The organism is Stenotrophomonas sp. Steno-Z1 (genome assembly GCF_056393175.1).
In genome coordinates this window covers 1-25,509 of record NZ_JBWJPB010000008.1, presented here as the reverse complement: position 1 = coordinate 25,509, position 25,509 = coordinate 1, and the positions used below count along the sequence as shown (strand labels likewise).

Sequence of the window (25,509 nt, the reverse complement as noted above, 5' to 3'; positions counted from 1 at the left end):
ATGGCGTCGGAGTGGGGGCGGGCGACGGATCGTTGATCCATATCGCCGGCGATCCCGAAGGGAAACGGACGGCCGCTGCAGACCCGCATAGTCTAACGGATAGTTGAGATCCCTACCAAATGCCCCTGTTCAGCTTGGCCGAGGGCGCCAGACGCCGGGATCCACGCCATGCATGGCGGGACGGGCCTGGCAGGGTCCCGCGGCGCGACGGGGGCAGCTCGCCGGCAGCGGCAAGGATGCTTTAGGGTGGGCGATGCGGCGGTGCAGCTGGTGACCGTGTCGCGCATTTGATTACACTTGAAACCTATTTTCGCGATCCCGGATACCCACCCATGAAGCTTGGTTCTTTGAAGGAAGGCGGCCGCGACGGCACCCTGATCGTGGTCTCGCGCGACCTGCGCCATGGCGTGCGCGCCACCGGCATCGCCACCACCCTGCAGCAGGCGCTGGAAGACTGGAGCCACCTGGCGCCGCGCCTGAACGCGCTGTACGAATCGCTCAACGATGGCAGCGCCGACGGCGTGTTCGACATCGACCTGCAGGCGCTGGCCGCGCCGCTGCCGCGGGCGTATGAGTTCGTGGACGGCAGCGCCTACCTGCCGCACGTGGCGCGCGTGCGCCGTGCCCGTGGCGCCGAGGTGCCGGAGAGCTTCTACACCGACCCGCTGATGTACCAGGCCACCAGCGCCGGGTTCTACGGCCCGCGCGACGCGGTCAAGGTGGTCAGCGAGGAGTACGGCATCGACCTGGAGGCTGAGATCGTGGTGGTCACCGACGACGTGCCGATGGCGGTGACCCCGGAACAGGCCGCCGGCCACATCCAGCTGGTCGGCCTGGTCAACGACGTCTCGCTGCGCAACCTGATCCCGGGCGAGCTGGCCAAGGGCTTCGGCTTCCTGCAGTCCAAGCCGCGCTCGGCGCTGTCGCCGGTATTCGTCACCCCCGATGAGCTGGGCGAGGCCTGGCAGGACAGCAAGGTGCACCTGCCGCTGCTGACCCATATCAATGGCGAATGGTTTGGCGCCCCGGAAGCCGGCGTGGACATGCAGTTCAACTTCGCCCAGCTGGTCGCGCATGCGGCCAAGACCCGCCCGCTGGGCGCCGGTGCGATCGTCGGCTCGGGCACCATCGCCAACGAGGACACCAGCAAGGGGGCCTCGTGCTTCGCCGAGCAGCGCACCGTGGAAACCCTCCGCGACGGCAAGCCGAGCACGCCGTTCATGTCCTTCGGCGACGTGGTCCGCATCGAAATGCTCGACGCCGCCGGCGAGAGCATCTTCGGGGCCATCGAGCAGCGCATCGAACAGGCCGCCAAGCCCTGAACGCCACCGCCGCCAGCGCAGACACCGCGATCGAACTGTTCAGCTACTGGCGGTCCAGCGCCGCCTATCGCGTGCGGATTGGGTTGAACCTCAAGCAGCTGCCGTACCGGATCACCCCGGTGCACCTGCTGCGCGACGGTGGCCAGCAGCACAGTGAAGGCTACGCCGCGCTGAACCCGCAGGAACTGGTGCCCACGCTGCGGCATGACGGCCAGGTGCTGCACCAGTCGATGGCGATCTTGGACTACCTGGACGAGGTGTTCCCGCTGCCGGCGCTGCTGCCCGACGATGCCGCCGGGCGGGCGCGGGTGCGTGCGCTGGCGCAACTGCTGGCCTGCGACATCCACCCGCTCAACAACCTGCGGGTGATGCAGTTCTTCAGCGATACCTGGAGCGTGCCGCAGCCCGAGCGCGACGACTGGACCCGGCACTGGCTGCAGGTAGGCTTCGAGGCCATGGAGCGGATGCTGGTCGAATCGGTCGATACCGGGCGCTTCTGCCATGGCGACAGCCCCGGCCTGGCCGACTGCTGCCTGGTGCCGCAGCTGTACAACGCGCGGCGCTTCAACGTGGACATGGCGCCGTACCCGACCCTGGCCCGGATCGACGCGGCCTGCCTGGCCCTGCCAGCCTTCGACGCCGCGCGCCCGGAACACCAGCCCGACGCCGCCTGACCGGCGGCAACGGAGGCGGTCGTGCCGGCCGTTGGCCGGCTCCCAACATCATTGTTCGAAACCGGTATCGGCAGAGGCACGCCATGCGTGGCTCCGCGCCCCCCTCAGAAGCCGTGGGTGATCGCCGACGGTGCGCTGTTGGCCGAGAAGTCCGCGTACGGATCGTGATCGCCGCTGCCGCCTTCGGAGAGGCGGAACTTCAACGCCAGGCCATCGCGCGAGTCGGCCGCGCGCAGCGCTTCCTCCTGCTCGATGATGCCGTTCTTGGCCATCCGGAACAGGCACTGGTCGAAGCTCTCCATGCCTTCTTCCAGCGAGGCTTCCATCGCCGCCTTGACCTCGTGCACCTGGCCGCGGCGCAGCAGGTCGCGGATCATCGGGGTGTTGATCAACACCTCGGTGGCCGGCAGGCGGCGCCCGTCCTTGCCCTTGACCAGGCGCTGGGACACCACCGCGCGCAGGTTCAAAGACAGGTTCATCAGCACGTTGCGATGCGCGCTTTCCGGGAAGAAGTTGAGGATGCGCTCGATCGTCTGGTCGGCGTTGTTGGAGTGCAGCGTGGCCAGGCACAGGTGCCCGGTCTCGGCGAAGGCGATGGCCGCCTCCATGGTTTCCGCATCCAGGATTTCGCCGATCAGGATCACGTCCGGCGCTTCTCGCATCGCGTTCTTCAGCGCATTGTGGAAGGCATGCGTATCCAGCCCCACCTCGCGCTGGTTGACGATGGACATCTTGTGCTTGTGCAGGTACTCGATCGGGTCCTCGATGGTGAGGATGTGCCCGGTCGTGGTGCTGTTGCGGTGATCGATCATCGACGCCAGCGAGGTCGACTTGCCCGAACCGGTCGAGCCGACCACCAGCACCAGCCCGCGCGGCGTCATGATGACGTCCTTGAGCACCTGCGGCAGGTTGAGCTCTTCGATGCTGGGGATCTTGCTGCGGATCGCACGGATCACCATGCCGACCTCGCCACGCTGCTTGAAGACGTTCACGCGGAAGCGCCCGGCGTCGGGCAGGGCGATGGCCATGTTGAGCTCCAGCTCGCGCTCGAACTCGGGCACCTGGCCCTCGTCCATCAGCGAGTAGGCGATCTTCTTGACCATGCCCGGCGGCAGGCCGGTGTTGCCCAACGGGTACAGCTTGCCCTCGATCTTGATGTAGACCGGGGCTCCGGTGGTCAAGAACATGTCCGACGCGTTCTTTTCGGTCATCAGCTTCAGGAAATAGCCGATATCCATGCGAAATGTTTCCCCAACAATCGGCCGCGTGCCATTGCAAGCACGCCGCAGGCTTCCGACAATGGCCGCGCTCCTACTTCTGGCGACGGCACCCCCAATGAATCCTAGCTTCGCACAAATACGACGTGTCCCGTACCTCACCCTGCTGATATGCGTGACGGTGTGCACACTCGCGTTCGCCGGTACCGCCCAGGCCCAGGAGGGCGCGCTGGAGCTGATGCAGGCCCGGCAAGCGGTCGACAAGGCCACCCAGGCCGATGCCGACCAGTACGCCCCGGACCTGATCGCCGTGGCCCGGCAAGGGCTGGAACAGGCGCAGCGCGCCGCCGGTGACCGCCGCGAGCGCAAGAACGCCCCGGCCCTGGCCGTTCGCGCCACGGTGGATGCCGACCTGGCCCGCGCCCGCAGCGAAGAAGCCACCGCCACCGCCCAGCTGCAACTGCGCCGCAATGAGGTGACCCAGCTGCAACGCCAGCTCGCCACCGGGGAGAACCGTTGATGACCGTCGCACCGAAGAAGTCGCGCATGCTGCGCGCGTCCACCCTGGTGCTGGCCGCCGGCCTGGCCCTGCCGCTGCTCGCCCAGGCCGCCGAAGACCCGGCCGTGGCCCAGCTCACCCAGCGCCTGATGGCCATCCAGGCCAACCCGGATGCGTCGCAGTTGGCCGCCTTCGAGCGCCTGCAGGCCCAGCAGGCCGTGGCCGAGCTGGCCAAGGCCAAGCGCCGCGACCTGGACCAGGCCCGCTACCTGGCCGAGCGCCGGGTCGAAATCGCCGAAACCAGCGTGCGCGCCGCCCTGGCCCAGCGCGAGGTCGACCAGCTTGAGCGCACCCGCAGCGAGCTGCTGATCGAGGCCAGCCGCCGCGACGCCCAGCGCGCCCGCCAGGAGGCCGAGCGCCTGCGCGTGCAGGCGCAGATCCAGGCCGAGGAAAGCGAGCGCCTGCGCCTGGCCGCCGAGCAGGAGGCGCTGGCCCGCCAGGACGCCGAGACCGCGCTGACCAGCGTGGCCGGCAAGCAGACCGCCCGGCTCAGCGCAGCCCAGCAGAGCGCGGCCAAGCTGGCCCGCGAGGAAGCCGAACTGGTGGCGGGCAGCAAGCTGCCGGGCTCGAAGTTCGACACCCGTGGCGAAGTCTTCACCTTCAATGGCGATGCCTTCGCGGCCGGCAAGGGCAGCCTGTCCGGTGGCGCCAAGGGCCAGGCCAAGGCGCTGGCCGAATACCTGAACATCGGCAAGAAGGGCCGGGTCCGGATCGAGGCCTACGACGCCGCGGCCGGGGTCGGCGAACAGCGCGCCCAGGCGCTGCGCGATGCGCTGGTGGCCGCAGGCGTCAGCGCCAGCCGGTTGCAGGTGAGCGGCAAGAAGGCCGCGGCCACCAAGGCCCGCTCGGCCGAGGTGATCATCGCGCCCTGATGCCGGACGAGGGATCGGTCATGACCGATGGTTGTGACGCAACTTCTTGTTTTCGTTTAATTTTCGTTGTTCTGCGTGTTCAGCCTGAACCTTTGCTGGCACGCGTCGACCATTTCAAATGAAACGCTTGAAGACCCTCCCGACCAAGCGTAGGGTCAGTTGTCCGGGTTGCCTTCCGCGACCCGGACGATTGGAGGGCCGGGCCGATGAACCGAGGGCACGAACCACAGCAGTCTGCAGTCCGGGCAGTCCCGGTTGCGCACGCGGGTTCGGTCGCGGTCATCGTCTGGCGCTCCGCCCAAAAGCAACGCCCCGTGCCGTAAGGCCGGGGCGTTCTTGTTTCTGCAAGACAGCGATAGGAGGTTCATCATGTTCGAAGGTCAGCCCCAGAGCGAGATCGATGCACGCCGCAAGCGTGACCCGGAATTCAAGGCACTTTACGAGCGGCACCAGAAGTTGAATAAAAAGTGCACGGATGCCCAGCTGGGTGTACTTCCGATAGACGATCTCACCTTGGGCCAGATGAAGCGTGAGAAGCTGCTGGCCAAGCAGAAGCTGGAAAGGATGTACAACTCCCCCACGCATTGACGCCTCAAGGGTGCCGGCCTGCCGCCGGCACCCGCCACCGACCGCCGCGGGCGGCGTCCGTCTCCTCGTCGACGGGCGCCGTCCGCGTCGCTCTTTCCGGGCCGGCACGTGCGTGCGTTTCCCGCCGGGCACCGGCTCTGGAGCGCGGCAACCTGACTTTCGACGCCAACCGTCGGATAATCACCGGTCCGGCCGCCTTGCGGCGCGAATCGATGTGAACCGATGGCAATCCACTCCTCCGTACTCGACCTCATTGGCCAGACCCCGATCGTCAAGGCCCAGCGCCTGGACACCGGCGTCTGCGAGCTTTACCTCAAGCTCGAAAGCGCCAATCCCGGAGGGTCGATCAAGGACCGCATCGGCCTGTCGATGATCGAAGCGGCTGAAAAGCGGGGCGAGCTCGCGCCGGGCGCGACCCTGGTCGAGGGCACCGCCGGCAACACCGGCCTGGGCCTGGCGCTGGTCGCCCAGCAGAAGGGCTACAAGCTGATCCTGGTCGTGCCGGACAAGATGAGCCGCGAGAAGATCTTCAACCTCAAGGCGATGGGTGCCGAAGTGCGCCTGACCCGGTCGGACGTGGCCAAGGGCCATCCGGAGTACTACCAGGACATGGCCAAGCGCGTGGCCGAGGAAACCCCGGGCGCCTACTTCATCAACCAGTTCGGCAACCCGGACAACCCGGCCGCGCATGAATTCGGCACCGGCCCGGAAATCCTGGCCCAGATGGACGGCGACCTGGACGCGATCGTGTTCGGCTGCGGCAGCTCGGGCACCATGACCGGCCTGTCGCGCGCCTTCGCCACCGCCTCGCCCAAGACCGAGCTGGTGCTGGCCGACCCGGTCGGCTCGATCCTGGCCGAGTACATCAACGACGGCGTGCTCAACGACAAGTCCGGCAGCTGGCTGGTGGAAGGCATCGGCGAGGACTTCCTGCCCTCGATCGCCGACTTCAGCCGGGTCACCAAGGCCTACGCAATCAGCGACGCCGAGAGCTTCCATACCGCGCGCGAGCTGCTGGGCAAGGAAGGCATCCTCGGTGGCTCGTCCACCGGCACCCTGCTGGCCGCCGCGCTGAAGTACTGCAAGGAGCAGACCACCCCGAAGAAGGTGCTGGTGCTGGTCTGCGACACCGGCAACAAGTACCTGTCCAAGATGTACAACGACTACTGGATGCTGGACAACGGCTTCCTGGAGCGCCCGCAGTCGGGCGACCTGCGCGACCTCATCCTGCGTCCGTACGGCCAGCGCGACACCGTCGTGATCGGGCCGAACGACCTGCTGACCACCGCCTACCAGCGCATGAAGCTGTATGACGTGTCGCAGCTGCCGGTGATGGACGGCGACCAGCTGGTCGGCATCGTGGACGAAAGCGACGTGCTGTTGCATGTCTACGGGGACGAAGCCCGCTTCCGCGACCCGGTCGCCACCGCGATGGTCAGCAAGCTGGACCGGCTGGACGTGAAGTCGCCGATCGAGGCCCTGCTGCCGGTGTTCGACCGCGGCCAGGTCGCCATCGTCATGGACGGCGGCACCTTCCTGGGCCTGATCACCCGGATCGACCTGCTGAACTACCTGCGGCGCCGGGTTCAGTAACCGCCCGGCGCCGGCCGGCGCCGCCGTGAATCAGCGTTTATCCGCGTCAACGGCCGATTAAGCCGCCGCTGATAGACTTCCGCTCCTTTTGCGGGAGCCCCTTCCGGGGCCCTCCATTGCTGGGAAACAACATGTCCGACCACGCTTCCTCCGGGCACGGCAACCGTGCGCTTGCCCTGGCTACCCTGGCCATCCACGGCGGGCAGTCGCCGGATCCGAGCACCGGCGCGGTGATGCCGCCGATCTACGCGACCTCCACCTACGCCCAGTCCAGCCCCGGCCAGCACCAGGGCTTCGAGTACTCGCGCACCCACAACCCCACCCGCTTCGCCTACGAGCGCTGCGTGGCCTCCCTGGAAGGCGGCAGCCGCGGCTTCGCGTTCGCCTCGGGCATGGCCGCCAGCGCCACGGTGATGGAACTGCTGGATGCCGGCAGCCACGTGGTGGCGATGGACGACATCTACGGCGGCACCTTCCGCCTGTTCGAGCGCGTGCGTAAGCGCACCGCCAACCTGCAGTTCAGCTTCGTCGACCTGACCGACCTGGCCGCCTTCGAGGCCTCGATCACCCCGCAGACGAAGATGGTCTGGATCGAAACCCCGACCAACCCGATGCTGAAGATCGTGGACATCGCCGCGGTGGCCGCCATCGCCAAGCGCCATGGCCTGATCGTGGTGGTCGACAACACGTTCGCCTCGCCGATGCTGCAGCGCCCGCTGGAACTGGGCGCCGACCTGGTCCTGCACTCGGCCACCAAGTACCTCAACGGGCACTCGGACATGGTCGGCGGCATGGTGGTGGTCGGCGACAACGCCGAGCTGGCCGAGCAGATGGCCTTCCTGCAGAACTCCATCGGGGGCGTGCAGGGCCCGTTCGACAGCTTCCTGGCCCTGCGCGGCCTGAAGACCCTGCCGCTGCGCATGAAGGCCCATTGCGCCAACGCGCTGGCCCTGGCCCAGTGGCTGGACACCCACCCGGCAGTGGAAAAGGTGATCTACCCGGGCCTGACCAGCCACCCGCAGCACGAGCTGGCCACGCGCCAGATGAACGGCTACGGCGGCATCGTCTCGATCGTGCTCAAGGGCGGCTACGAGGCGGCCAAGCGCTTCTGCGAGAAGACCGAGCTGTTCACCCTGGCCGAATCGCTGGGCGGGGTGGAAAGCCTGGTCAACCACCCGGCGGTGATGACGCATGCGTCGATCCCGGTGGAGCGCCGCGCGCAGCTGGGCATCAGCGATGCGCTGGTGCGGCTGAGCGTGGGGGTTGAGGAGTTGGGGGATCTGCAGGTGGATCTGGAGCAGGCGCTGGCGGAAGCAGCCGGATGAGTGGCATTCACACTGAATTTGGCAGCTCGCCGATGGCGCTGGCGAGAAGCCTGATCTCCAATCGCATGCTTGTCTGGCAGTTGACCCGGCGTGACGTAGTGAGCCGATATCGTGGCTCCGTATTTGGGCTGGCGTGGTCCTTCTTCAATCCCTTGCTGATGTTGGCGGTGTACACGTTTGTATTTTCGGTGGTGTTCAAGGCGCGCTGGGGCCTGGACACGACGGGACACGGTGATTTCGCCGTCATCCTGTTCGTCGGAATCATTGTCCACGGCGTATTTGCAGAGTGCGTAAATCGCGCACCTGGGCTGGTACTCAACAACAGCAGTTACGTAAAACGGGTGATCTTCCCGTTGGAAACTCTTCCTTGGGTGGCCATGGGAGCAACGCTGTTCCATTCCTCGGTCTCCATCCTGGTGCTGCTGATTGCGCAGGTGCTCCTCCGTGGTTCCATACCGGTCACGGCATTGTGGCTGCCGGTCGTGATACTGCCTCTGGTGGTCGGCACTGTAGGGGTGTCGTGGCTGCTTGCTGCCTTTGGGGTGTATCTGCGCGATATCGGCCAGGTGACCGGCATTTTGACAACAGTGATGCTCTTCATGGCGCCGGTTCTGTACCCGGTCCAAGCACTTCCCGAGCGCCTGCGTCCATATATTTACCTGAATCCGTTGACCTTCATTATCGAACAATCGCGTGAGGTTCTCCTGTGGGGACATGCGCCAAACTTGATCGGATTGGGCAAGTACGCCTTAGGTGCGATGCTTGTGGCGTGGATGGGGTTTGCCGCCTTCCAGAAAATGCGTAGGGGGTTTGCCGATGTCCTCTGATGCCCCGCACGATGTGGCTATCCGGGTTTCCGGGGTCACCAAGTGCTTTCAGATCTACGATCAACCCCACCAGCGCCTCCGTCAGGCGATCATGCCACGCCTTCGCCGCGCAATCGGATTGGCACCGTGCTCGTATTTCCAGGAGTTCTGGGCGCTCAAGGGTGTTGACTTTGAAGTGCGTCGGGGCGACACGGTTGGGATCATCGGCCGCAACGGCTCAGGAAAATCAACCCTGCTGCAGATCATCTGCGGCACCTTGCAGGCCACCTCCGGCACGGTGGAGGTCAATGGCCGCGTGGCGGCACTGCTGGAACTTGGCGCGGGCTTCAATCCCGAGTTCACGGGCCGGGAAAACGTCTATCTCAGTGCGTCGATTCTTGGCTTGACCCGTGAGGAGATCGACGCGCGTTTCAACGACATCGTAGCTTTCGCCGATATCGGCGAATTCGTCGAACGGCCCGTCAAGACGTACTCCAGCGGTATGTATGTACGCCTGGCGTTCGCAGTCATCGCCCATGTCGATGCGGACATTCTGGTGATTGACGAAGCGCTGGCCGTCGGCGATGCCATCTTCGTGCAGAAGTGCATGCGTTTCCTGCGCAAGTTCCGCGAGAACGGCACGCTGCTTTTCGTCAGTCACGATACTTCGTCGGTGCTGAATTTCTGCCAGAGCGCGGTATGGCTCAATCGCGGTGACATGCTGATGCATGGCTCGGCGGAAGAAACCTGCAATGCATACATCGAGTACTGCTCGCAAGAAGTCTATGGCGATTCGGTGAAGCTCACCTCGCGCCAAGCGTCGCGCGAGGCGTCGCCGCCGGTGGGTAAGCCCAAGCCGAAGGTGGAGAAGGACACCCGGCTGGAGATGTTCGATAACGTCGCCAACGCGGCGGGGTGGCAATCCGGTGTGGCCAGTATCGATTCGGTCGTCCTCAGCACGCTGGATGGCGAACCACTTTCATCCTTTGCTGGTGGTGAGGACGTCCTCCTCAGGGTGCGCGCAACTGCGCACCAGCCGCTTTCCAGTCCGCTTATCGGCTTCTTTGTTAAGGATCGCCTCGGCCAGTCTTTGTTTGGCGAGCACACATTCACCTATGTGCAGCCGCCCATGCAGGTCGAAGCCGGCACGACTCTGGAAGCCAGCTTTCGCTTCACGCTGCCCATGCTGCCCAACGGCGATTACTCCATGACAGTCTCCATCGCGGATGGCGACCCGTTTGCCAATACCCAGCACGCCTGGTTGCATGACGCGGTGCTTATCAAGGTCGCGTCACCCAAACTCCGCTATGGCCTGGTTGGCATTCCCTTTGACGAGGTCACCATGAAGCGGGTGGGGAGCATCGAATGAACCACGGCTTCATCCCGCCGCTGACCACGGATGATCCAAGGGTCACCATTGGTCGTTTCAGCTATGGCGGTGCCACGTTCAAGCTGTGGAGCGCCGGTGAGCGGGTCGAAGTGGGGGCATTCTGCTCGTTCGCCGAGTCCGTGCTGATCTTTGGTGGAGGCGAGCACCGGGTGGATTGGGTGACGACCCACCCGGTGCGGATCGCATTCAACTCGCCGGGGGCGGGGCAGGACGGACACCCGCACAGCAAGGGCGCCACGCGTATCGGCAACGACGTATGGATTGGCCACGGTGCGCTGGTGCTGTCTGGCGTCACCGTCGGCGATGGTGCGTGCATCGGCGCTGGCGCCGTGGTCAGCAAGGACGTTCCTGCTTACAGTATCGTCGCTGGAAACCCCGGCCGGGTGGTACGCATGCGATTCAGCGAGACACAGATCCATCAGCTGCTGCGCATTTCCTGGTGGAACTGGCCAGTGGACAGGATAAAGCGATATGAGGCACTGCTGTGCAGCCCCAATATCGACGCCTTCATTGCGGCCGCATTGGCCGATCCGGACGTTTCGGCGTCGCTTTCGTGATAGAGACCAAGATGATCGATTTTTCGTTGTCGCCCAGCATGCTGATGACGCCCAGAAAGCTGCCCCACAGTGCATGGCTGGGGCACATTCCGTTTGCCAGCTGGTTGCTGGAAGTCCTGCGTCCTCAACGTATCGTCGAGTTGGGCACGCATAACGGCGCGTCGTTCCTGGCATTCTGCCAGGCGGTTGAGGCTCAACAGATCAGTGCACGTGTCTTCGCGGTCGACACTTGGCAGGGCGACGAACACGCCGGCTTCTACGGCGATGAGATCTATGCCGAACTGCGTGATTACCAGCAGCGGCACTACGCTGGTATTTCCGAGATGATGCGCATGCGCTTCGATCAGGCGCTGGAGTATTTCGCCGATGGCTCGATCGACCTGCTGCATGTTGACGGCCTTCATACCTACGAAGCGGTGCGCGAGGATTTCGAAACCTGGCGCAGCAAGTTGTCCCCGCGTGCGGTGGTTCTCTTCCACGACAGCTGCGTGCGCGAGCGTGGCTTCGGTGTCTGGCAGTACTGGAGCGAAATATCCACCCAGTTCCCGTCTTTCGAATTCAGCCACACCCACGGGCTGGGCGTACTGCTGGTCGGCGAGGAGCAGCCGCAAGCGCTGCTGCAGCTGGCCGAAGCTTCCCGCGAACGGGGCTTCGCGCCGATAAACGGATTGTTCGACGCGCTAGGCCGCAATATCAAGAACGTCGAGGAGATCGAGCGCGTCAACAGTGGACTGGCCGCCGCCCACGGCGAGATCGGCCGGCTCAATGCGGAACAGGAACGCCTGCGCGCTTTGCTCGACAGGAGCAATGATGCCACCGAGGAGCACTACGCCGTCGTTGAGTCCCAGCTTCCCGCGCTCGCCCAGGGTCTTTCGTTGCTGGAGCGTCGTGTCGTGGAGGAAGTGAACAGCATGCGGCAATCGCTGGAGCAGTCACGGGAAGCATCCGTGGCCCACATGGTGGCGTCCGTTGCTCCCCGCCTGGATGAGCAGGATCGCAAGCTAGGCCACTTGATGCGCCCCTGGTGGCGTCGTCTGGCCGGCCGCTGATCGATACGTACAGCGAAGGCACCTACATGGCAATCGACAAGAGCTTACTCAAGCGTGGCCTGAAACGGGTGGCGGCCAAGGTGCTGTCCATCAACTGGTTCGCGCACGTCCCGGATCGCATCAAGCTGATGATCGTCCGGCGCGCACGCGTCTGCGACTGGCATTGGTATGCGCGGTTCATCATGCGCACTCCCGACCGCGCTGCAGAGGGGCCGAGCCATTTTCTTTCCTACGGAAATGACGAAGGAAAGTCGCCCAGCCCGCTATTCGACCCGGTCTGGTATTGCGCGCGCTTCGGCCTGAAAGCGCCTCCGCTCGATGCTCTTGTCCAGTACGTGCTGATCGGTGATCGGATCGGGCTCGCGCCATGCCCGTGGTTCGACCCGCGTCATTGCAGGCGCAGCGACCGATCCAACCGCGTCCTGCTTCCTGCGCTTGGATACTACCTGGCCGATTACAGGGCTGCTGGCGCGCCCCACCCGTTGTTCGACCAGGAATGGTATCTGGCGCAGTACCCGGACGTTCGGGCAAGTGGCGCCAATCCGTTGGTGCATTTCCTCTATGACGGCATCGTCGAGGCCAGGCTGCCTAATCCCTATTTTGCGGCCGAGTGGTATGCCGAAACCTATCCGGATATCGGCAGTGCCGATCCCCTCTCGCACTTTGTGATGCATGGCGCTGCAGAGGGACGCAGCCCGGGTCCGGAATTCAACGCGAGGCAGTATCTGGATGCCAACCCGGATGTTGCCGCTTCGGGCATGAGCGCACTGGCCCATTATCTCGCGATCGGGCGGCAAGACGGGCGCGAGCTCGGGAAGCGTCCGCTGTCGCTGGCCGACCTGGAGGCGCCTGCCGCACGTTCGCTGTTGGTAGGCGAGGGCACGGTGGATATCGTCCTTCCGGTCTATCGAGGCCTGGCGGAAACACGAAATTGCATCGAGTCGGTACTGCGCTCGCACAACCGCACGCGCATACGCCTGCATATTTACAACGATTGCTCGCCCGAGCGCGAGGTTACCGTGTATCTGCGTGAACTCGCCGCGGTCGAGACGGATATCCGCCTGGTCGAGAACGTGGAAAACCTTGGCTTCGTCCGCACCGTCAACGCGGGTATGGCGCATGCGCTGGCACAGCAGGACAGTATGGGTGCGCTGCTGCTTAACAGCGACACCATCGTCAGCGGCGATTGGGTCGACCGCATGGTCAACCACCTGGAGGCGATGATCGGCTCGGTCACCGCGCTCTCCAACAATGCGACGATCTGCAGCTACCCCGTATTGGGCGCCAATGCGTTGCCGGAAGGCCTGGATGCCCCTGCACTCGATGCGCTCACACGCGTGGCCAATGCGGGACTGTCGGTCGATATCCCCACCGGTGTCGGCTTCTGCATGCTCATCTCACGGGCCGCACTCGAGAAAGCCGGCCTGTTCGATGCGGAAGCGTTTGGCAAGGGTTACGGTGAGGAGAATGATTTCTGCATGCGCTCGGCACAGGCCGGTTTCCGTCATCGCCTGGCGATGGACGTGTTCGTCGAACACGTCGGTGAGGTCAGCTTTGCCGATGACAGCAAGCCTGGAAAGATCATCGCGCAGAAGATCATCGATGAGCGCTATCCCGACTACGGCCAACGCGTCAGTCGCTTCTGTCTGATGGACCCGGGATTCGCCGGCCGCGTCCGCCTGTCGTTCGATGCCTGGAGGGCGCGTGGGCGCCCGGTCACCGTGCTGATGACCCATACCTGGGGAGGCGGTACCGAGCGCGCAGTGCAGGCGGCGGCAGCGGCGCTGGCCGACAGCGGCGAAGTACTGATCCTGCGGCCGGTCGAAGAGCAGGGCGAGGGCGGCACGGTGCGCGTGGTGCATCCATCTTTGTTCGACCCGTTTGAGTTCACTTTCCGCTACCGGACCCCGCAGGAGCTGGCCAACCTGCTGCTGCTGGCCGGAACCCAGGCGATGCAGCTGCACCATCTGGTTGGTTTCGGTGCGTCCGTGCGGCGCGCGATCGCGCTTGCCGATATCGCCTACTCGTTCCATGTACACGACAACTACACGATCTGCCCGCAGATCACGTTGACCGATGCACAGGGAAATTACTGCGGCGAACCCGATGCAAACGGGTGTGACGCCTGCATTGCCGAGCGCCCATCAAACGGCGCGTCGGATATCCGCAACTGGCGGGCCGGCCACGAATGGGCTGCACTCGGAGCATCCGATGTGATCGCGCCCAGCCGCGATGCGGCAGCGCGCATGCAGCGGTATACCCGCGTGCCAGTCGGCGTGCGCTATCACGAACCGGAACTTTTTGGTGCGGTGGTGCAACCGACGCGTGGCGAAGGCAAGCGTCCCTATCGCGTGCTCCTGCTGGGCGTGATGGCGGCGCACAAGGGCCTTCATTCGCTCATCCAGCTGGCCACCGAGGCTCAGGCGGAGAATCATCCACTGCAGTTCCACCTGATCGGCTATCCGCAGGGCGGTACCGATCGACGTCTGCCTTTCAGCTACAGCGGCGCCTACGAGGAATCAGCGCTGGACGAATTGATCGCAGCGTACGCACCGGATGCGTTCCTGTTCCTTTCCCAGGCGCCGGAAACCTATTCCTATACGCTTTCCCATGCGATCCGAAGTGGGCTGCCGATCGCGGCCAACCGTCTGGGCGCGTTCACGGAGCGGTTGGAGGCATACTCGCAGGGGCTGCTGCTGTCGCCGTCGGCGACCGCAGCGGAGAATGCGGCGAAGTTGAGCGGCTGGCTCGATTCGATCTACCACGGAGAGGGGGCATGAGCGCATCGCACCTGCGAGTGGTCCGGGGACAGGCTGGACACAGCGAGCGAGTCGCCGTGCTGTTGGAGCGATACGGCACTGTCATGTCGCCCTGTGCAAGCATCCGCCTGCACGCATTTACCGAGCAGTTCCCGGCCGACGTACGTTATCTGCTGCTGGAGGAGTTGGCTGCGTTCAAGCCGGGAGTGATCCTGTGGAGTCGCACCGCTGTGCCTACGGCCGAAGATGTTGACGCATTGAAGGCGATCGCTGCATCGGTGGGGGCGCGACTTGTCTACGATCTTGACGACAATCTTCTTGCGATGGATGAACACCCGGAACGCGACAGCTATCAGGGGATGATTCGCGCAGTGCGCCGTTCGGTCGAGGTGGCTGATGTCATCTGGTGTTCCACCCAGCGGCTGCAGCGTGCGTTGCAGGACATCAATCCCGGAGCGACGTGGATGCCCAACGCACTGGATCCGGTGCTCTGGGCGTCCTCCGGATCGGCGAGGCGGGACTGGATGAACGATGGCGTGTTGCGTGTGCTCTACATGGGGACCCGGACACACGATGAAGACTTCGCCCTGTTGGCTTCTGCCATCGAGCTGGTCCATCGACGGCATCCGGGCAAGGTCAGGCTCAGCCTCATTGGGGTAAACGCCAAGGCTGCCGCGGCGCACGCTTGGATGGACGTACTGCAGATCCCCGGACATGTGGGTGCTTCTTATCCAGCATTCGTGCGGTGGTTGGTCGATCAACGCGACTTCGATCTGGGCGTTGCGCCGTTGATCGACAGCGAGTTCAATCGCTTCAAGAGTTCGATCAAGGTGCTCGATTATCGCGCGTTGGGCATTCCTACCCTTGCGTCCGCGGTGCCGGCATACGTCGATGATGCGGAAAACGACCGCCTGCTGGTGGATAATGATCCTGGAAGTTGGGCAGAGGCGCTTGGCGCCCTGATCCAGGGCGAGACCAGTATTGTCGTGCCGAACACTCTAGGCAGCCGTGAGGTGATGGTCTCTCGATTCGCGTCAGGCGTGGATCTTCGTTGGAACAGTGCCCTGTACGGGCCGGGGAAAGAATGATTGCCTTGAACAACCGGCTCGCATCCGTTGCTTTTTCGGATGCTGGCCAGCGGCGGGTGGAACTTGCGCTGGTGCTGATCGTGCTTCTGGTCGCGGTGGTAGCGCGCTTCTTCAGCTGGCCGGGCTTTGCGACGCATGACACGCTGTTCATTACGCAGGAAGCCCTGCGCGGTGAATACACGTCCTATCATCCGCCACTGAATGCGTTCCTGATCCGTGTGCTGGCGGTGCCATTCGAGTCGTACAGCGTGTACACCACGCTGCAGATCCTCCTCTGCTGCGGATTGCTTCTGCGAAGTGCGGTCCTGCTCAGCCGTGCCGTCACCCGTCCGTCATGGATCGTGGCGGCGGTGGTGCTGTGGGCCGCATTGCCCAGTACCTATCTCTACCTCGGCGTGATTTGGAAAGATGTACTGTCAGCCTACTCGCTGCTGTTCATTGCCACGCTTAGCCTGTTGTTCCGGCTGGACCGTGAGGAGCAAGCGGGAGGTTGGGGGGACGCAATCCTGTTCGGCTTGTCGTTGTTCCTGCTGGTCGGTACCCGTCATGGCATGTCGATCAACTTCCTGCTGGTACCACTCGCGTTCGGTGTTCGGCGGCTGTGGGCCGCGCGCTTGTTGAAGCGTGCCTACCTGTTCGCGCTGCTTGGCTTCATTGGCTTGTCTGCGGTCGCGTCAAGTCCGTTGATGAAAAATGACGACGTGCACATGATGCGACTGAAGATCAGTGTCGTGTCGCATCCCTTCCTTGGCATGGTCAGCAACCGTAGTGGCTACACGTCCAACGATGTCGGCTTTGATCGGCGCCTGGCCGATCATGTGTTTGGCCCGGAGTATGCCGCCAAGTACCGGCCGGATTATCAGATGAATGAGGTGATCCTGACCGATCTGGATGAACTCAAGGATGCCTACCGGACCATCCTCCGGCGGACGGTGCGGCTCTGCCTGCTCAATGTCGCCCAATGCGGCTCGGACAGGGTGCAAATGATGCTGGCCACGCTGCAGCCCAGTACAGACTTCGGAGGTATGACCTTCTACGACCTCGGCCTGATGCAGGATTGCCCGAAGGTCTTTGGAATGGATGCGGACAAGTGCCAGGTGCTGGACGCATTTGAAGCCGGCGAGAAGGCCAGCTGGACTGCCCGGATGCAGAAGACCGTGGTGACCGGCCTGTCGGACACGCGCGGGACGCTGCAGAACCTGCTGGTGTGGAATCTGATCCCGGTGCTGGCGCTGATCCTGCTGGTGCTGGTGTTCTCGCCGCCGATGCGCCCTCTCTGGGTGGTATCGATGCTCCTGTTGCTGGAAATGGCCTTGCCATTCGCCACCTCGGTCGCCAACGATTTCCGCTACTACTACTTCCTCGCCCCGATGGGCGCGGTGCTGGTCATGCTGGTGTTGGGCCGCCTGCTGGTGGGGAGCAGCTTCTGGCGGCCGGCAGCAGCTGACGAGCGGGGTAGTCCGCCAGCGGCGGCACCGTAGGTAAGCCGCTTTGCGTTGCCAAGCAGTTGCAGGAAGGGAGGCGGAAACCGCCTTTCTTTCCGCGCTCAGCCCGCTTGGTGCTGCTGCCAGCGCCAAGCATCCTCGCAAATGCGCGCAAGGCCATGCCGGGCTTCCCATCCGAGCACCCGATGTGCAAGTTCTGGATCGGCATAGCATTCGTCCGCATCGCCGGGACGGCGCTCGACGAACTGATACGGGATCGGGCCGCCGGACGCCTCGGCGAAGGCGTGGATGATCTCCAGGACCGAGTAGCCGGCTCCGGTGCCCAGATTGACCGTGATTCCCTGTGGATGCTGCTCCAGCCGGTCGACCGCGCACACATGCGCTGCAGCCAGGTCCATCACATGAATGTAGTCACGCACGCCGGTGCCGTCACGGGTAGCGTAATCGTTACCGAAGATCCTGACCTCCGGCCGCAACCCTGCCGCAACCTGGGCGATAAACGGGACGAGGTTGTTGGGGGCGCCTTTGGGGAGCTCACCCAGCTGCCCACTGGGATGAGCGCCGGCTGGATTGAAGTAGCGCAGGACCGCGGCGCGGAAGGCGGGGGCCGAATGGGTTACGTCTGCAATGATCTCTTCCATCATCAGCTTGGTGCGGCCGTACGGATTGATCGCGTGGCGCGGCGCATCCTCACGGATCGGGCAATGATCCGGATGGCCGTACACCGTGGCTGATGAACTGAAGACCAGTCGATGACACTCGACTGCGAGCATCGCCTGCAGGAGGTTCAATGTACCGGTGATGTTGTTCTGGTAATAGGACAGGGGATTGGCGACGCTCTCGCCGACCGATTTCAACGCGCCGAAATGGATGACCGCATTCGGGGCGATCTCGCGCAGACACGCGGAAGTGGCTTCCCTGTCCCTGAGATCCAGTTCGATGCACTGCACTGTGCTACCGGACAACTGCCGGATTCGATCTGGAATCCAACGCTCGCTGTTGCTGAAGTTGTCCACGATGACTACCTCGTACCCTGCTTCAAGCAAGGCAATCGAGGTGTGGGAACCAATGTAGCCGGCACCACCGGTGACCAGGATTTTCTTGCTCAACGCTTTGTCTCCTGAAGCAGGTAAATTCACTCGCCGCGATCGGGCATCGCTTCCACTGCTCCGGGCTTCGCGTTCAATTCCTCAAGGATGGCAATGCGTCGGGCGAGGTGCACGATCTGCCGCTGGTTCTGTTTGTCCTTGGCGTAGGTATTGAACATCTGGAACGCCACCACCTGCACCAGGGCATAGACCAGCAGGTCGGTACCGCGGCCGACACCGACCAGATGCGCCAGGGTCGTGAGACTGTCGGGTACCAGGATCGCGATGATCGCCGCTACCACGAATCCAATCAGCAGCACCTTCTTGAACGCATTCGTCCGGCTCGTGCCACGTGCGGAGAGGAAATGCCAGGCGATGGTTACTGTCGATGCGATCAGCAGGAATCGAATGAGCATGGTTATTTGATCACTTTTCTGAGGATGGCATCGAACGCGATATTGATGGCGTTGATCATCGACTGGCCCTTGCTGCGGGAGTATTCACTGTAGATGATCGTGACCGGGACCTCGGCATAGCTGAATTTCTCTTGGCCGATGCGCTCCACGATCTCCGACGCATGAGAGAAGTCCGGAAGTTCCAGCCTCAGGCGCTCCGCCGCCGAACGGTGGATCACTCGCAAGCCATTGTGGGTATCGGTGAGGTGCACACCGGAGGTGATGTTGGAAAACCACACGGCCGCCTTGAGGATCACCCGCTTCATCTTTGGCATGTTGATGGCCTTGCCGAGGAAGCGCGAGCCCATCACGATCTGCACCCGATGCTGCTCGGCATAAGCGAGCATGTCCTGCACGTCCTCGATCCGGTGTTGGCCATCGGCGTCGAAGGTAACGATGTACTCGATCGTTGGATCAAGCAGCGCTGCGTCGATGCCGGTCTGCAGTCCCGCACCCTGGCCCAGGTTGATGGGATGCTTGATCAGGCGCGCGCGCGTTTCGAGCACACGCTCGCGCGTGTCGTCACGGCTGCCATCGTCGACGACGATGACATTCGGAAAGGTGCGCGGTATCGCCTGGATCGTGTCCTTGATCGCACTGCCCTCGTTATAGGCAGGGATCACGATGGCGACATTGGTATATTCGAGTGACATGGGATCACGCCTTGCCGGTGCGCTGCTTGAAAACCAGCTTTGAGAAAATCAGATAGTTCCAGCCGGCGATACAGACCATCACCAGCAGCTTGGATGCGTACTGGTTCAGTTCGGCAGGGCCGGTCAAGAGCAGCATCGCAACGTTGCCCGCCACGAGATTGACCGCAGCGATCAGGCCGTACTTTAGCAGTTCCGTCTTCACGGCGCCGCTGCTGCGGAAGACCCAGCCGCGGTTGAGAAGGAAGCTGGCAAGGAAACCGCAGGCGAAGCTGGCCGTCTGGCTGAGGACCAACCAGCGGTCTCCCAGCGCCACCTGCAACAGGATGAACACCAGATACTCCGCTACAGCAGCAGTGCCGCCCGAAACCAGAAATCTGAGAAAACGTTCACTCATGTAGGGATCACAGGTATTGGAAAGGAAAGGGGCGCCAGTATGGGCGCCCCGTCTGGGTGTTGTCTGCAGCAGGTTGCGCCCCTTACAGCGCCGCTTCCAGCTCCGGCAACAATGTGAACAGATCACCCACCAACCCGATATCGGCGATCTCGAAGATCGGCGAGTCCGGGTCCTTGTTGATCGCCACGATCGTGCCGGCATCCTTGATCCCGGTCAGGTGCTGGATCGCGCCGCTGATGCCCACGGCCACATACAGCTCCGGGGAGATGATCTTGCCGGTCTGGCCGACCTGCAGGTCGCTGGGCACATAGCCGGCGTCCACGGCGGCGCGCGAGGCACCGACGGCGGCACCGAGCTTGTCGGCGAGCTGGAAGATCACCTTGAAGTTCTCTTCCGAGCCCACGCCACGGCCACCGGAGACCACGCGCTTGGCGCTCTGCAGGTCGGGGCGGTCGGTCGCACCGGCGGCCAGGCCGACGAAACGCGTGTGGGTCGGCAGGGCCGCATCGACGCTGGCCGCTTCCACCGCGGCGCTGCCGCCCTTGGCCGCTTCCGGCCAGGACGCCGCGCGCACCGTGGCGACCACGATCTGGTCGGCCGGCACCTCGACGGTGATGATGGCGTTGCCGGCGTAGATCGGGCGCTTGAAGCTGTGGCTGCCTTCGACTGTCATCAGGTCCGAGACCTGGTTGACGCCCAGCAGGGCAGCCACGCACGGCATCAGGTCCTTGCCGAAGGTGGTCGACGGGCCGAACACGTGGGTGTAGCCCTTGGCCAACTGCGCGATCTGCGGGGCCAGCACCTGGGCCAGCGCCTGCGCGTTGGCGGGGTTGGCCACGGTCAGCACCTTGGCCACGCCGGCCAGCTGGGCGGCTTCCGCGGCCGCGGCGGCCGGGTCGGCAGCCAGCACCAGCACGTCGATGCTGGCACCGCTGATGGCGGCGGCGGCGCTGACGGTCTTGGCGGTGGCGGCGTTGAGCTTGCCGTCGTGGTGCTCGGCGACAACGAGGATCTTGGTCATTACAGCAACCCCTTCTGCTTGAGTGCGGCGACCAGTTCGGCCGCGTCCTTGACCATTACGCCCTTGCTGCGCTTGACCGGCGCGGCGTACTGGGTGGTCTTGAAGGTATCGGCGGCGTCCACGCCGAGGTCGGCCAGCTGCAGGGTTTCCATCGGCTTGGCTTTGGCCTTCATGATGTCCGGCAGCTTGATGAAGCGCGGCTCGTTCAGGCGCAGGTCGGTGGTGACCACGGCCGGCAGGTCCACTTCCAGCGTTTCCAGGCCGGCATCGACTTCACGGGTGACCGTGGCCTTGCCGCCTTCGATCTGCAGCTTGCTGGCGAAGGTCGCCTGCGGGCGGCCCCACAGCGTGGCCAGCATCTGGCCGGTCTGGTTGGCGTCGTCGTCGATGGCCTGCTTGCCGAGGATGACCAGGTCCGGCTGTTCCTTCTCGACCAGCTTGAGCAGGGTGCGCGCGGCGGTCAGCGGCTGGATGGCCTGGTCGGTGACCACGTGGATGGCGCGGTTGGCGCCCATGGCCAGGCCGTTGCGCAGGTGGGCCTGGGCGTCGGCGGGGGCGATGGTGGCCACCACGACTTCGGTGGCGATGCCCTGGTCGCGCAGACGCAGCGCTTCTTCCAGGGCGATCTCATCGAACGGGTTGGGGGACAGCTTGACGCCGTCGGTGACCACGCCGGAACCGTCCGGCTTGACCTGAATGCGGACGTTGTAGTCCACCACGCGCTTGTACGCGACGAGGATTTTCATCTGGTGCTGGATCCTTCAATAACGGGGGAACGTCCGGTTCTGTTCACAGCAACCGGTTCGGGGGTGGGACCGCGATTCTAACTGGCCGGAGGCAACCATGCGAATGCGTATGGTTATGCTGCGGTGCGGCATAATCTGCGCATTCCGTCGTCTTCGTTCACGTCCAGCAGGCAGTCGTGAAGACGGCCCGCATGTATCCTGTAGCGCTTCATCCGGCGCGCTGCATTGGCGGCCGGAGACTCTAGAACCGAACAGGAGAACGGGTAGTGCCCACATGGCTTGTCACCGGCGGAGCCGGATTCATCGGCGGAAACTTTGTCCTGGAAGCGGTCGCCAAGGGCGTCAAGGTGGTCAACCTTGATGCGCTGACCTATGCCGGCAACCTGAAGACCCTGGCGCCGTTGGACGGCAACCCGGACCACGTGTTCGTGCACGGCGACATCGGCGACCCGTCGCTGGTGGCGCGCCTGCTGGCCGAACACCAGCCCGATGCGGTGCTCAACTTCGCCGCCGAGAGCCACGTGGACCGTTCCATCGATGGCCCGGGTGCCTTCATCCAGACCAACGTGGTCGGCACCCTGGCCCTGCTCGAGGCCGTGCGCGATTACTGGAAGGCGCTGCCGGCCGACAAGGGCGCGGCGTTCCGTTTCCTGCACGTGTCCACCGACGAGGTCTACGGCACCCTGGGCGAGACCGGCAAGTTCACTGAAACCACCCCGTTCGCGCCCAATTCGCCGTATTCGGCGTCCAAGGCCGCCTCCGACCACCTGGTGCGTGCGTTCCACCACACCTACGGGTTGCCGGTGCTGACCACCAACTGCTCGAACAACTACGGCCCGTACCACTTCCCGGAGAAGCTCATTCCGCTGGTGATCGCCAAGGCGCTGGCCGGCGAGCCGCTGCCGGTCTATGGCGACGGCAAGCAGGTGCGCGACTGGCTGTTCGTCAGCGACCACTGCGAAGCGATCCGCACCGTGCTGGCCAAGGGCCAGGTCGGCGAGACCTACAACGTGGGCGGCAACTCGGAAAAGCAGAACATCGAGGTGGTGCACGCCATCTGCGCGCTGCTCGACGCGCGCCGCCCGCGCGAGGACGGCCAGCCGCGCAGCAGCCAGATCACGTACGTCACCGACCGCCCCGGCCATGACCGCCGCTACGCGATCGATGCCTCCAAGCTCAAGGACCAGCTGGGCTGGGAGCCGAAGTACAGCTTCGAGCAGGGCATCGGCTTCACCGTGGACTGGTACCTGGACAACCAGGAATGGGTCAACGGCGTGCTCGACGGCAGCTACCGCCTGCAGCGCATCGGCAACACCGCCTGAGTGGCGGTGATCACCAGACAGAGGAATAACGCATGACTCAACGCAAGGGCATCATCCTCGCGGGCGGTTCGGGCACGCGCCTGTATCCGATCACCAAGGGCGTCAGCAAGCAGCTGCTGCCGGTGTACGACAAGCCGATGATCTATTACCCGCTCAGCGTGCTGATGCTGGCCGGGATCCGCGACGTGCTGATCATCAACACGCCGCACGAGCAGGCGCTGTTCCAGAGCCTGCTGGGCGATGGCTCGCAGTGGGGCATGAACATCGAGTACGCGGTGCAGCCGAGCCCGGACGGGCTGGCGCAGGCGTACCTGATCGGCAAAGACTTCATCGACGGCAAGCCGAGCTGCCTGGTACTGGGCGACAACATCTTCCACGGCCACGGCCTGCGCGAAGTGCTGCGCAATGCTGACCAGCGCGATACCGGCGCCACCGTGTTCGGCTACTGGGTCAACGATCCGGAGCGTTACGGCGTGGCCGAGTTCGACAAGGCCGGCAAGGTGATCGACCTGGTCGAGAAGCCGGCCAACCCGCGGTCCAACTATGCGGTGACCGGGCTGTATTTCTACGATGGCAATGCCAGCCATCATGCGGCCGAGCTGAAGCCGTCACCGCGCGGCGAGCTGGAGATCACCGATCTCAACCAGCGTTACCTGCGCGAGGGCAACCTGCATCTGGAAGCGCTGGGACGCGGTTATGCATGGCTGGATACCGGCACCCATCAGTCGTTGCTGGAAGCGTCCAACTTCATCGAGACCATCCAGACCCGCCAGGGCCTGCAGGTCTGCTGCCCGGAGGAAATCGCCTTCGGCCAGGGCTGGATCAGCGCCGAGCAGCTGGAGGCGCTGGCCGCCCCGCTGATCAAGAATGGCTACGGCCAGTACCTGCATAAACTGGCTGTACGAGGAGTGGTGCCGTGAAAATTATTGAGACCAAGCTGCCGGGCTGCGTGGTGATCGAGCCGGCGGTATTCGGCGACGAGCGCGGCTTCTTCTTTGAGACCTGGAACGCCGAGCGTTTTGGCCAGCACGGGCTGCCGACGAAGTTCGTGCAGAGCAACGTGTCCACCTCGGCCAAGGGCGTGCTGCGTGGCCTGCATTACCAGTGGCCGCGGCCGCAGGGCAAGCTGGTCAGCGTGCTGGAAGGCGAGGTGTATGACGTGGCGGTGGACATCCGCCGTGGTTCGCCGACGTTCGGCCAGTGGGAGGCGGTGGTGCTGAGCGCGGAGAACAAGAAGCAGTTCTGGATCCCGGAAGGCTTCGCGCATGGCTTTGCGGTGCTCTCCGAACGAGCGGTCTTCAGCTATCTGTGCACCGAGGTGTACCTGAAGGACTTCGACGCCGGCGTGCGCTGGAACGATGCCGACATCGCCGTGGATTGGCCGATCAGCGCACCGACGCTGTCGGGCAAGGACGAGGCGGCGCCGCTCCTGGATGACATCGCCGATGATCGCCTGCCGGTCTACCAGCCGTGACCGTGCTGCTGTTCGGTGGCAACGGCCAGCTCGGCCAGGAACTGCAGCGCGCGCTGGCGCCGCTGGGGACGCTCGTGGCGACCACCCGCAGTGGCACCCTGCCCGATGGCAGCGCCTGCGAAACGGCCGATTTCAACCAGCCCGAGTCGCTGGCAGCGCTGCTTGATCGCGTGCGCCCGGAGGTGGTGGTCAACGCGGCCGCCTACACCGCGGTGGACCGCGCCGAGGACGACCGCGATGCGGCCTGGCGCGCCAACGCCGAGGCACCGGGCGTGATCGCACGCTGGTGCGCGGCAGCGGGCGTGCCGCTGGTGCATTACTCCACCGATTACGTGTTCGACGGCCAGGGCACCCGCCCGTACCGCGAGGACGACGCTACCGCGCCGCTGGGCGTGTATGGCGCCAGCAAGCTGGCCGGTGAAGAGGCGATCCGGGCCGCCGGTGGCCGGCACCTGATCTTCCGCACCGCGTGGGTATATGCCTCGCACAGCGCCAACTTCCTGCGCACCATGCTGCGCGTGGGCGCCGAACGTGATGTGCTGCGCGTGGTGGCCGACCAGGTCGGCACGCCAACCCCGGCGGCGCTGATTGCCGATGTCACCGCGCAGGCCTTGCAGCATGCCGGTGGCCTGTCGGGGACCTGGCACCTGACCGCTACGGGCGAAACCAGCTGGCATGGGTTTGCCGAAGCGATCTTCGCCGAGGCGGTGTCGGCTGGGAAGCTGGCGCGCGCGCCGAAGGTAGAGGCGATCACCACCGCCGATTACCCGACCCCGGCCAGGCGTCCGGCGTATTCGCATTTGGATGTGAGCAAGCTTGAGCGTGAATTCGGGCTGATGCTACCCAGCTGGCAGGAAGGGCTTGAGCGTGTTATTGCCGACGTGATCTGACAGCCTTCGCCTCGATTGGCCTGTTGCGTGATGCACAAGCCCATGCGGCGGAAGTGTCTCCGGCACGCGATTCCGAGGTCCCTGTTCGCTTGAAGCAAATTGTTATCTCTTTTTCTTGATTGGAATGGAACAGCGCGCATGTGTGGAATCGTAGGAGCGATCGCCGATCGCGACGTGGTACCGGTCCTCATCGAAGGCCTGAAGCGACTGGAATATCGCGGA

25 protein-coding genes are annotated in these 25,509 nt (G+C 64.1%); 18 read left to right on the top strand and 7 right to left on the bottom strand.

The genetic code is table 11. The annotated features are described in order from the left end of the window. Nucleotides 1–332 precede the first annotated feature (332 nt). Both AC06FD_RS17065 and maiA read left to right on the top strand, forming a co-directional pair. Nucleotides 333–1,322: a fumarylacetoacetate hydrolase family protein gene (locus tag AC06FD_RS17065; RefSeq protein WP_394163780.1), complete on the top strand. Its 990-nt coding sequence runs from the start codon at nucleotides 333–335 to the stop codon at nucleotides 1,320–1,322. Beyond that, complete coding sequence (maiA, locus tag AC06FD_RS17060) at nucleotides 1,319–1,996, top strand: maleylacetoacetate isomerase (RefSeq protein ID WP_478078518.1); 678 nt, start codon at nucleotides 1,319–1,321, stop codon at nucleotides 1,994–1,996. The genes AC06FD_RS17065 and maiA overlap by 4 nt, the downstream gene beginning before the upstream one ends. A gap of 104 nt (nucleotides 1,997–2,100) precedes the next feature. Here maiA and AC06FD_RS17055 read toward each other — a convergent pair whose 3' ends face one another. Further along, nucleotides 2,101–3,234, bottom strand: a complete 1,134-nt coding sequence (locus AC06FD_RS17055) for a PilT/PilU family type 4a pilus ATPase (RefSeq protein ID WP_478078426.1) — start codon at nucleotides 3,232–3,234, stop codon at nucleotides 2,101–2,103. A 97-nt stretch (nucleotides 3,235–3,331) separates the two neighbouring features. Here AC06FD_RS17055 and AC06FD_RS17050 point away from each other — a divergent pair, with 97 nt between their 5' ends. The 12 genes from AC06FD_RS17050 to AC06FD_RS16995 all read left to right on the top strand — a co-directional run bounded on the left by AC06FD_RS17050 (nucleotide 3,332) and on the right by AC06FD_RS16995 (nucleotide 17,280). After that, nucleotides 3,332–3,733: a DUF4398 domain-containing protein gene (locus AC06FD_RS17050; protein WP_394163781.1), complete on the top strand. Its 402-nt coding sequence runs from the start codon at nucleotides 3,332–3,334 to the stop codon at nucleotides 3,731–3,733. A gap of 26 nt (nucleotides 3,734–3,759) precedes the next feature. Then, nucleotides 3,760–4,644, top strand: a complete 885-nt coding sequence (locus AC06FD_RS17045) for a hypothetical protein (protein WP_259207416.1) — start codon at nucleotides 3,760–3,762, stop codon at nucleotides 4,642–4,644. Nucleotides 4,645–5,013: 369 nt separating this feature from the next. Continuing rightward, nucleotides 5,014–5,232: an HP1242/YdcH family protein gene (locus AC06FD_RS17040; RefSeq protein ID WP_259207122.1), complete on the top strand. Its 219-nt coding sequence runs from the start codon at nucleotides 5,014–5,016 to the stop codon at nucleotides 5,230–5,232. Nucleotides 5,233–5,454: 222 nt separating this feature from the next. Continuing rightward, nucleotides 5,455–6,825, top strand: coding sequence for a pyridoxal-phosphate dependent enzyme (locus tag AC06FD_RS17035; protein ID WP_394163782.1), 1,371 nt, complete (start codon nucleotides 5,455–5,457; stop codon nucleotides 6,823–6,825). Nucleotides 6,826–6,956: 131 nt separating this feature from the next. Beyond that, a complete protein-coding gene (locus tag AC06FD_RS17030) occupies nucleotides 6,957–8,150 on the top strand; it encodes a cystathionine gamma-synthase (RefSeq protein ID WP_478078425.1) in 1,194 nt (397 codons plus the stop codon). Then, nucleotides 8,147–8,977 carry an ABC transporter permease gene (locus AC06FD_RS17025; RefSeq protein ID WP_478078424.1) on the top strand — a complete coding sequence of 277 codons (831 nt, stop codon included), beginning with the start codon at nucleotides 8,147–8,149 and terminating at the stop codon, nucleotides 8,975–8,977. Before AC06FD_RS17030 ends, AC06FD_RS17025 begins: the two co-directional genes overlap by 4 nt. Then, nucleotides 8,967–10,325 (top strand): ABC transporter ATP-binding protein, encoded by a 1,359-nt coding sequence (locus AC06FD_RS17020; protein ID WP_478078423.1) that lies wholly within the window; start codon nucleotides 8,967–8,969, stop codon nucleotides 10,323–10,325. Before AC06FD_RS17025 ends, AC06FD_RS17020 begins: the two co-directional genes overlap by 11 nt. After that, a complete protein-coding gene (locus tag AC06FD_RS17015) occupies nucleotides 10,322–10,903 on the top strand; it encodes a CatB-related O-acetyltransferase (protein ID WP_478078422.1) in 582 nt (193 codons plus the stop codon). The genes AC06FD_RS17020 and AC06FD_RS17015 overlap by 4 nt, the downstream gene beginning before the upstream one ends. A gap of 11 nt (nucleotides 10,904–10,914) precedes the next feature. Continuing rightward, a complete protein-coding gene (locus AC06FD_RS17010) occupies nucleotides 10,915–11,952 on the top strand; it encodes a class I SAM-dependent methyltransferase (protein WP_478078421.1) in 1,038 nt (345 codons plus the stop codon). A gap of 26 nt (nucleotides 11,953–11,978) precedes the next feature. Continuing rightward, nucleotides 11,979–14,732 carry a glycosyltransferase gene (locus tag AC06FD_RS17005; protein WP_478078420.1) on the top strand — a complete coding sequence of 918 codons (2,754 nt, stop codon included), beginning with the start codon at nucleotides 11,979–11,981 and terminating at the stop codon, nucleotides 14,730–14,732. Further along, entirely contained in the window at nucleotides 14,729–15,799 is a 1,071-nt protein-coding gene (locus AC06FD_RS17000) for a glycosyltransferase (RefSeq protein WP_478078419.1), read from the top strand. Before AC06FD_RS17005 ends, AC06FD_RS17000 begins: the two co-directional genes overlap by 4 nt. 5 nt (nucleotides 15,800–15,804) lie before the next feature. Then, entirely contained in the window at nucleotides 15,805–17,280 is a 1,476-nt protein-coding gene (locus tag AC06FD_RS16995) for a hypothetical protein (RefSeq protein WP_478078418.1), read from the top strand. A 65-nt stretch (nucleotides 17,281–17,345) separates the two neighbouring features. Here AC06FD_RS16995 and galE read toward each other — a convergent pair whose 3' ends face one another. The 6 genes from galE to AC06FD_RS16965 all read right to left on the bottom strand — a co-directional run bounded on the left by galE (nucleotide 17,346) and on the right by AC06FD_RS16965 (nucleotide 21,601). Then, nucleotides 17,346–18,353, bottom strand: a complete 1,008-nt coding sequence (gene galE / locus AC06FD_RS16990) for a UDP-glucose 4-epimerase GalE (RefSeq protein ID WP_478078417.1) — start codon at nucleotides 18,351–18,353, stop codon at nucleotides 17,346–17,348. 26 nt (nucleotides 18,354–18,379) lie between these two features. Then, nucleotides 18,380–18,748: a DUF2304 family protein gene (locus tag AC06FD_RS16985; protein WP_478078416.1), complete on the bottom strand. Its 369-nt coding sequence runs from the start codon at nucleotides 18,746–18,748 to the stop codon at nucleotides 18,380–18,382. Between the two features lie 2 nt (nucleotides 18,749–18,750). After that, on the bottom strand, nucleotides 18,751–19,440 hold the full coding sequence (locus tag AC06FD_RS16980; protein WP_478078415.1) for a glycosyltransferase family 2 protein: 690 nt from the start codon (nucleotides 19,438–19,440) through the stop codon (nucleotides 18,751–18,753). Nucleotides 19,441–19,444: 4 nt separating this feature from the next. Continuing rightward, the gene (locus AC06FD_RS16975; RefSeq protein WP_478078414.1) at nucleotides 19,445–19,834 is read right to left on the bottom strand and encodes a GtrA family protein; all 390 of its coding nucleotides are present in this window, start codon (nucleotides 19,832–19,834) and stop codon (nucleotides 19,445–19,447) included. An 82-nt stretch (nucleotides 19,835–19,916) separates the two neighbouring features. Continuing rightward, complete coding sequence (locus AC06FD_RS16970; RefSeq protein ID WP_394163803.1) at nucleotides 19,917–20,855, bottom strand: electron transfer flavoprotein subunit alpha/FixB family protein; 939 nt, start codon at nucleotides 20,853–20,855, stop codon at nucleotides 19,917–19,919. Next, nucleotides 20,855–21,601 carry an electron transfer flavoprotein subunit beta/FixA family protein gene (locus AC06FD_RS16965; protein ID WP_312236449.1) on the bottom strand — a complete coding sequence of 249 codons (747 nt, stop codon included), beginning with the start codon at nucleotides 21,599–21,601 and terminating at the stop codon, nucleotides 20,855–20,857. The genes AC06FD_RS16970 and AC06FD_RS16965 overlap by 1 nt, the downstream gene beginning before the upstream one ends. Nucleotides 21,602–21,867: 266 nt before the next feature. Between AC06FD_RS16965 and rfbB the strand changes: the two genes are divergently transcribed. Genes rfbB through rfbD form a run of 4 tightly spaced genes read left to right on the top strand, consistent with a single transcriptional unit; the run spans nucleotide 21,868 to nucleotide 25,287 of the window. Further along, a complete protein-coding gene (gene rfbB / locus AC06FD_RS16960; protein ID WP_478078413.1) occupies nucleotides 21,868–22,923 on the top strand; it encodes a dTDP-glucose 4,6-dehydratase in 1,056 nt (351 codons plus the stop codon). A 32-nt stretch (nucleotides 22,924–22,955) separates the two neighbouring features. Next, complete coding sequence (gene rfbA / locus AC06FD_RS16955; protein ID WP_394163806.1) at nucleotides 22,956–23,843, top strand: glucose-1-phosphate thymidylyltransferase RfbA; 888 nt, start codon at nucleotides 22,956–22,958, stop codon at nucleotides 23,841–23,843. Continuing rightward, complete coding sequence (gene rfbC / locus AC06FD_RS16950; RefSeq protein WP_478078412.1) at nucleotides 23,840–24,397, top strand: dTDP-4-dehydrorhamnose 3,5-epimerase; 558 nt, start codon at nucleotides 23,840–23,842, stop codon at nucleotides 24,395–24,397. The genes rfbA and rfbC overlap by 4 nt, the downstream gene beginning before the upstream one ends. Then, on the top strand, nucleotides 24,394–25,287 hold the full coding sequence (gene rfbD, locus AC06FD_RS16945; protein ID WP_478078411.1) for a dTDP-4-dehydrorhamnose reductase: 894 nt from the start codon (nucleotides 24,394–24,396) through the stop codon (nucleotides 25,285–25,287). Before rfbC ends, rfbD begins: the two co-directional genes overlap by 4 nt. Nucleotides 25,288–25,509 lie beyond the last annotated feature (222 nt).

What these genes read in the sequence shown, in the direction of transcription:
- AC06FD_RS16965 (WP_312236449.1), bottom strand. Translation starts at nt 21,601, where the DNA reads ATGAAAATCCTCGTCGCGTACAAGCGCGTGGTGGACTACAACGTCCGC.
- AC06FD_RS17020 (WP_478078423.1), top strand. Translation starts at nt 8,967, where the DNA reads ATGTCCTCTGATGCCCCGCACGATGTGGCTATCCGGGTTTCCGGGGTC.
- AC06FD_RS17040 (WP_259207122.1), top strand. Translation starts at nt 5,014, where the DNA reads ATGTTCGAAGGTCAGCCCCAGAGCGAGATCGATGCACGCCGCAAGCGT.
- AC06FD_RS17055 (WP_478078426.1), bottom strand. Translation starts at nt 3,234, where the DNA reads ATGGATATCGGCTATTTCCTGAAGCTGATGACCGAAAAGAACGCGTCG.
- AC06FD_RS17045 (WP_259207416.1), top strand. Translation starts at nt 3,760, where the DNA reads ATGCTGCGCGCGTCCACCCTGGTGCTGGCCGCCGGCCTGGCCCTGCCG.
- rfbA (WP_394163806.1), top strand. Translation starts at nt 22,956, where the DNA reads ATGACTCAACGCAAGGGCATCATCCTCGCGGGCGGTTCGGGCACGCGC.
- AC06FD_RS16980 (WP_478078415.1), bottom strand. Translation starts at nt 19,440, where the DNA reads ATGTCACTCGAATATACCAATGTCGCCATCGTGATCCCTGCCTATAAC.
- AC06FD_RS16985 (WP_478078416.1), bottom strand. Translation starts at nt 18,748, where the DNA reads ATGCTCATTCGATTCCTGCTGATCGCATCGACAGTAACCATCGCCTGG.
- AC06FD_RS17030 (WP_478078425.1), top strand. Translation starts at nt 6,957, where the DNA reads ATGTCCGACCACGCTTCCTCCGGGCACGGCAACCGTGCGCTTGCCCTG.
- AC06FD_RS17010 (WP_478078421.1), top strand. Translation starts at nt 10,915, where the DNA reads ATGATCGATTTTTCGTTGTCGCCCAGCATGCTGATGACGCCCAGAAAG.
- AC06FD_RS17035 (WP_394163782.1), top strand. Translation starts at nt 5,455, where the DNA reads ATGGCAATCCACTCCTCCGTACTCGACCTCATTGGCCAGACCCCGATC.
- AC06FD_RS17025 (WP_478078424.1), top strand. Translation starts at nt 8,147, where the DNA reads ATGAGTGGCATTCACACTGAATTTGGCAGCTCGCCGATGGCGCTGGCG.
- AC06FD_RS17005 (WP_478078420.1), top strand. Translation starts at nt 11,979, where the DNA reads ATGGCAATCGACAAGAGCTTACTCAAGCGTGGCCTGAAACGGGTGGCG.
- AC06FD_RS16975 (WP_478078414.1), bottom strand. Translation starts at nt 19,834, where the DNA reads ATGAGTGAACGTTTTCTCAGATTTCTGGTTTCGGGCGGCACTGCTGCT.
- AC06FD_RS17065 (WP_394163780.1), top strand. Translation starts at nt 333, where the DNA reads ATGAAGCTTGGTTCTTTGAAGGAAGGCGGCCGCGACGGCACCCTGATC.
- AC06FD_RS17050 (WP_394163781.1), top strand. Translation starts at nt 3,332, where the DNA reads ATGAATCCTAGCTTCGCACAAATACGACGTGTCCCGTACCTCACCCTG.
- AC06FD_RS16970 (WP_394163803.1), bottom strand. Translation starts at nt 20,855, where the DNA reads ATGACCAAGATCCTCGTTGTCGCCGAGCACCACGACGGCAAGCTCAAC.
- AC06FD_RS17000 (WP_478078419.1), top strand. Translation starts at nt 14,729, where the DNA reads ATGAGCGCATCGCACCTGCGAGTGGTCCGGGGACAGGCTGGACACAGC.
- AC06FD_RS17015 (WP_478078422.1), top strand. Translation starts at nt 10,322, where the DNA reads ATGAACCACGGCTTCATCCCGCCGCTGACCACGGATGATCCAAGGGTC.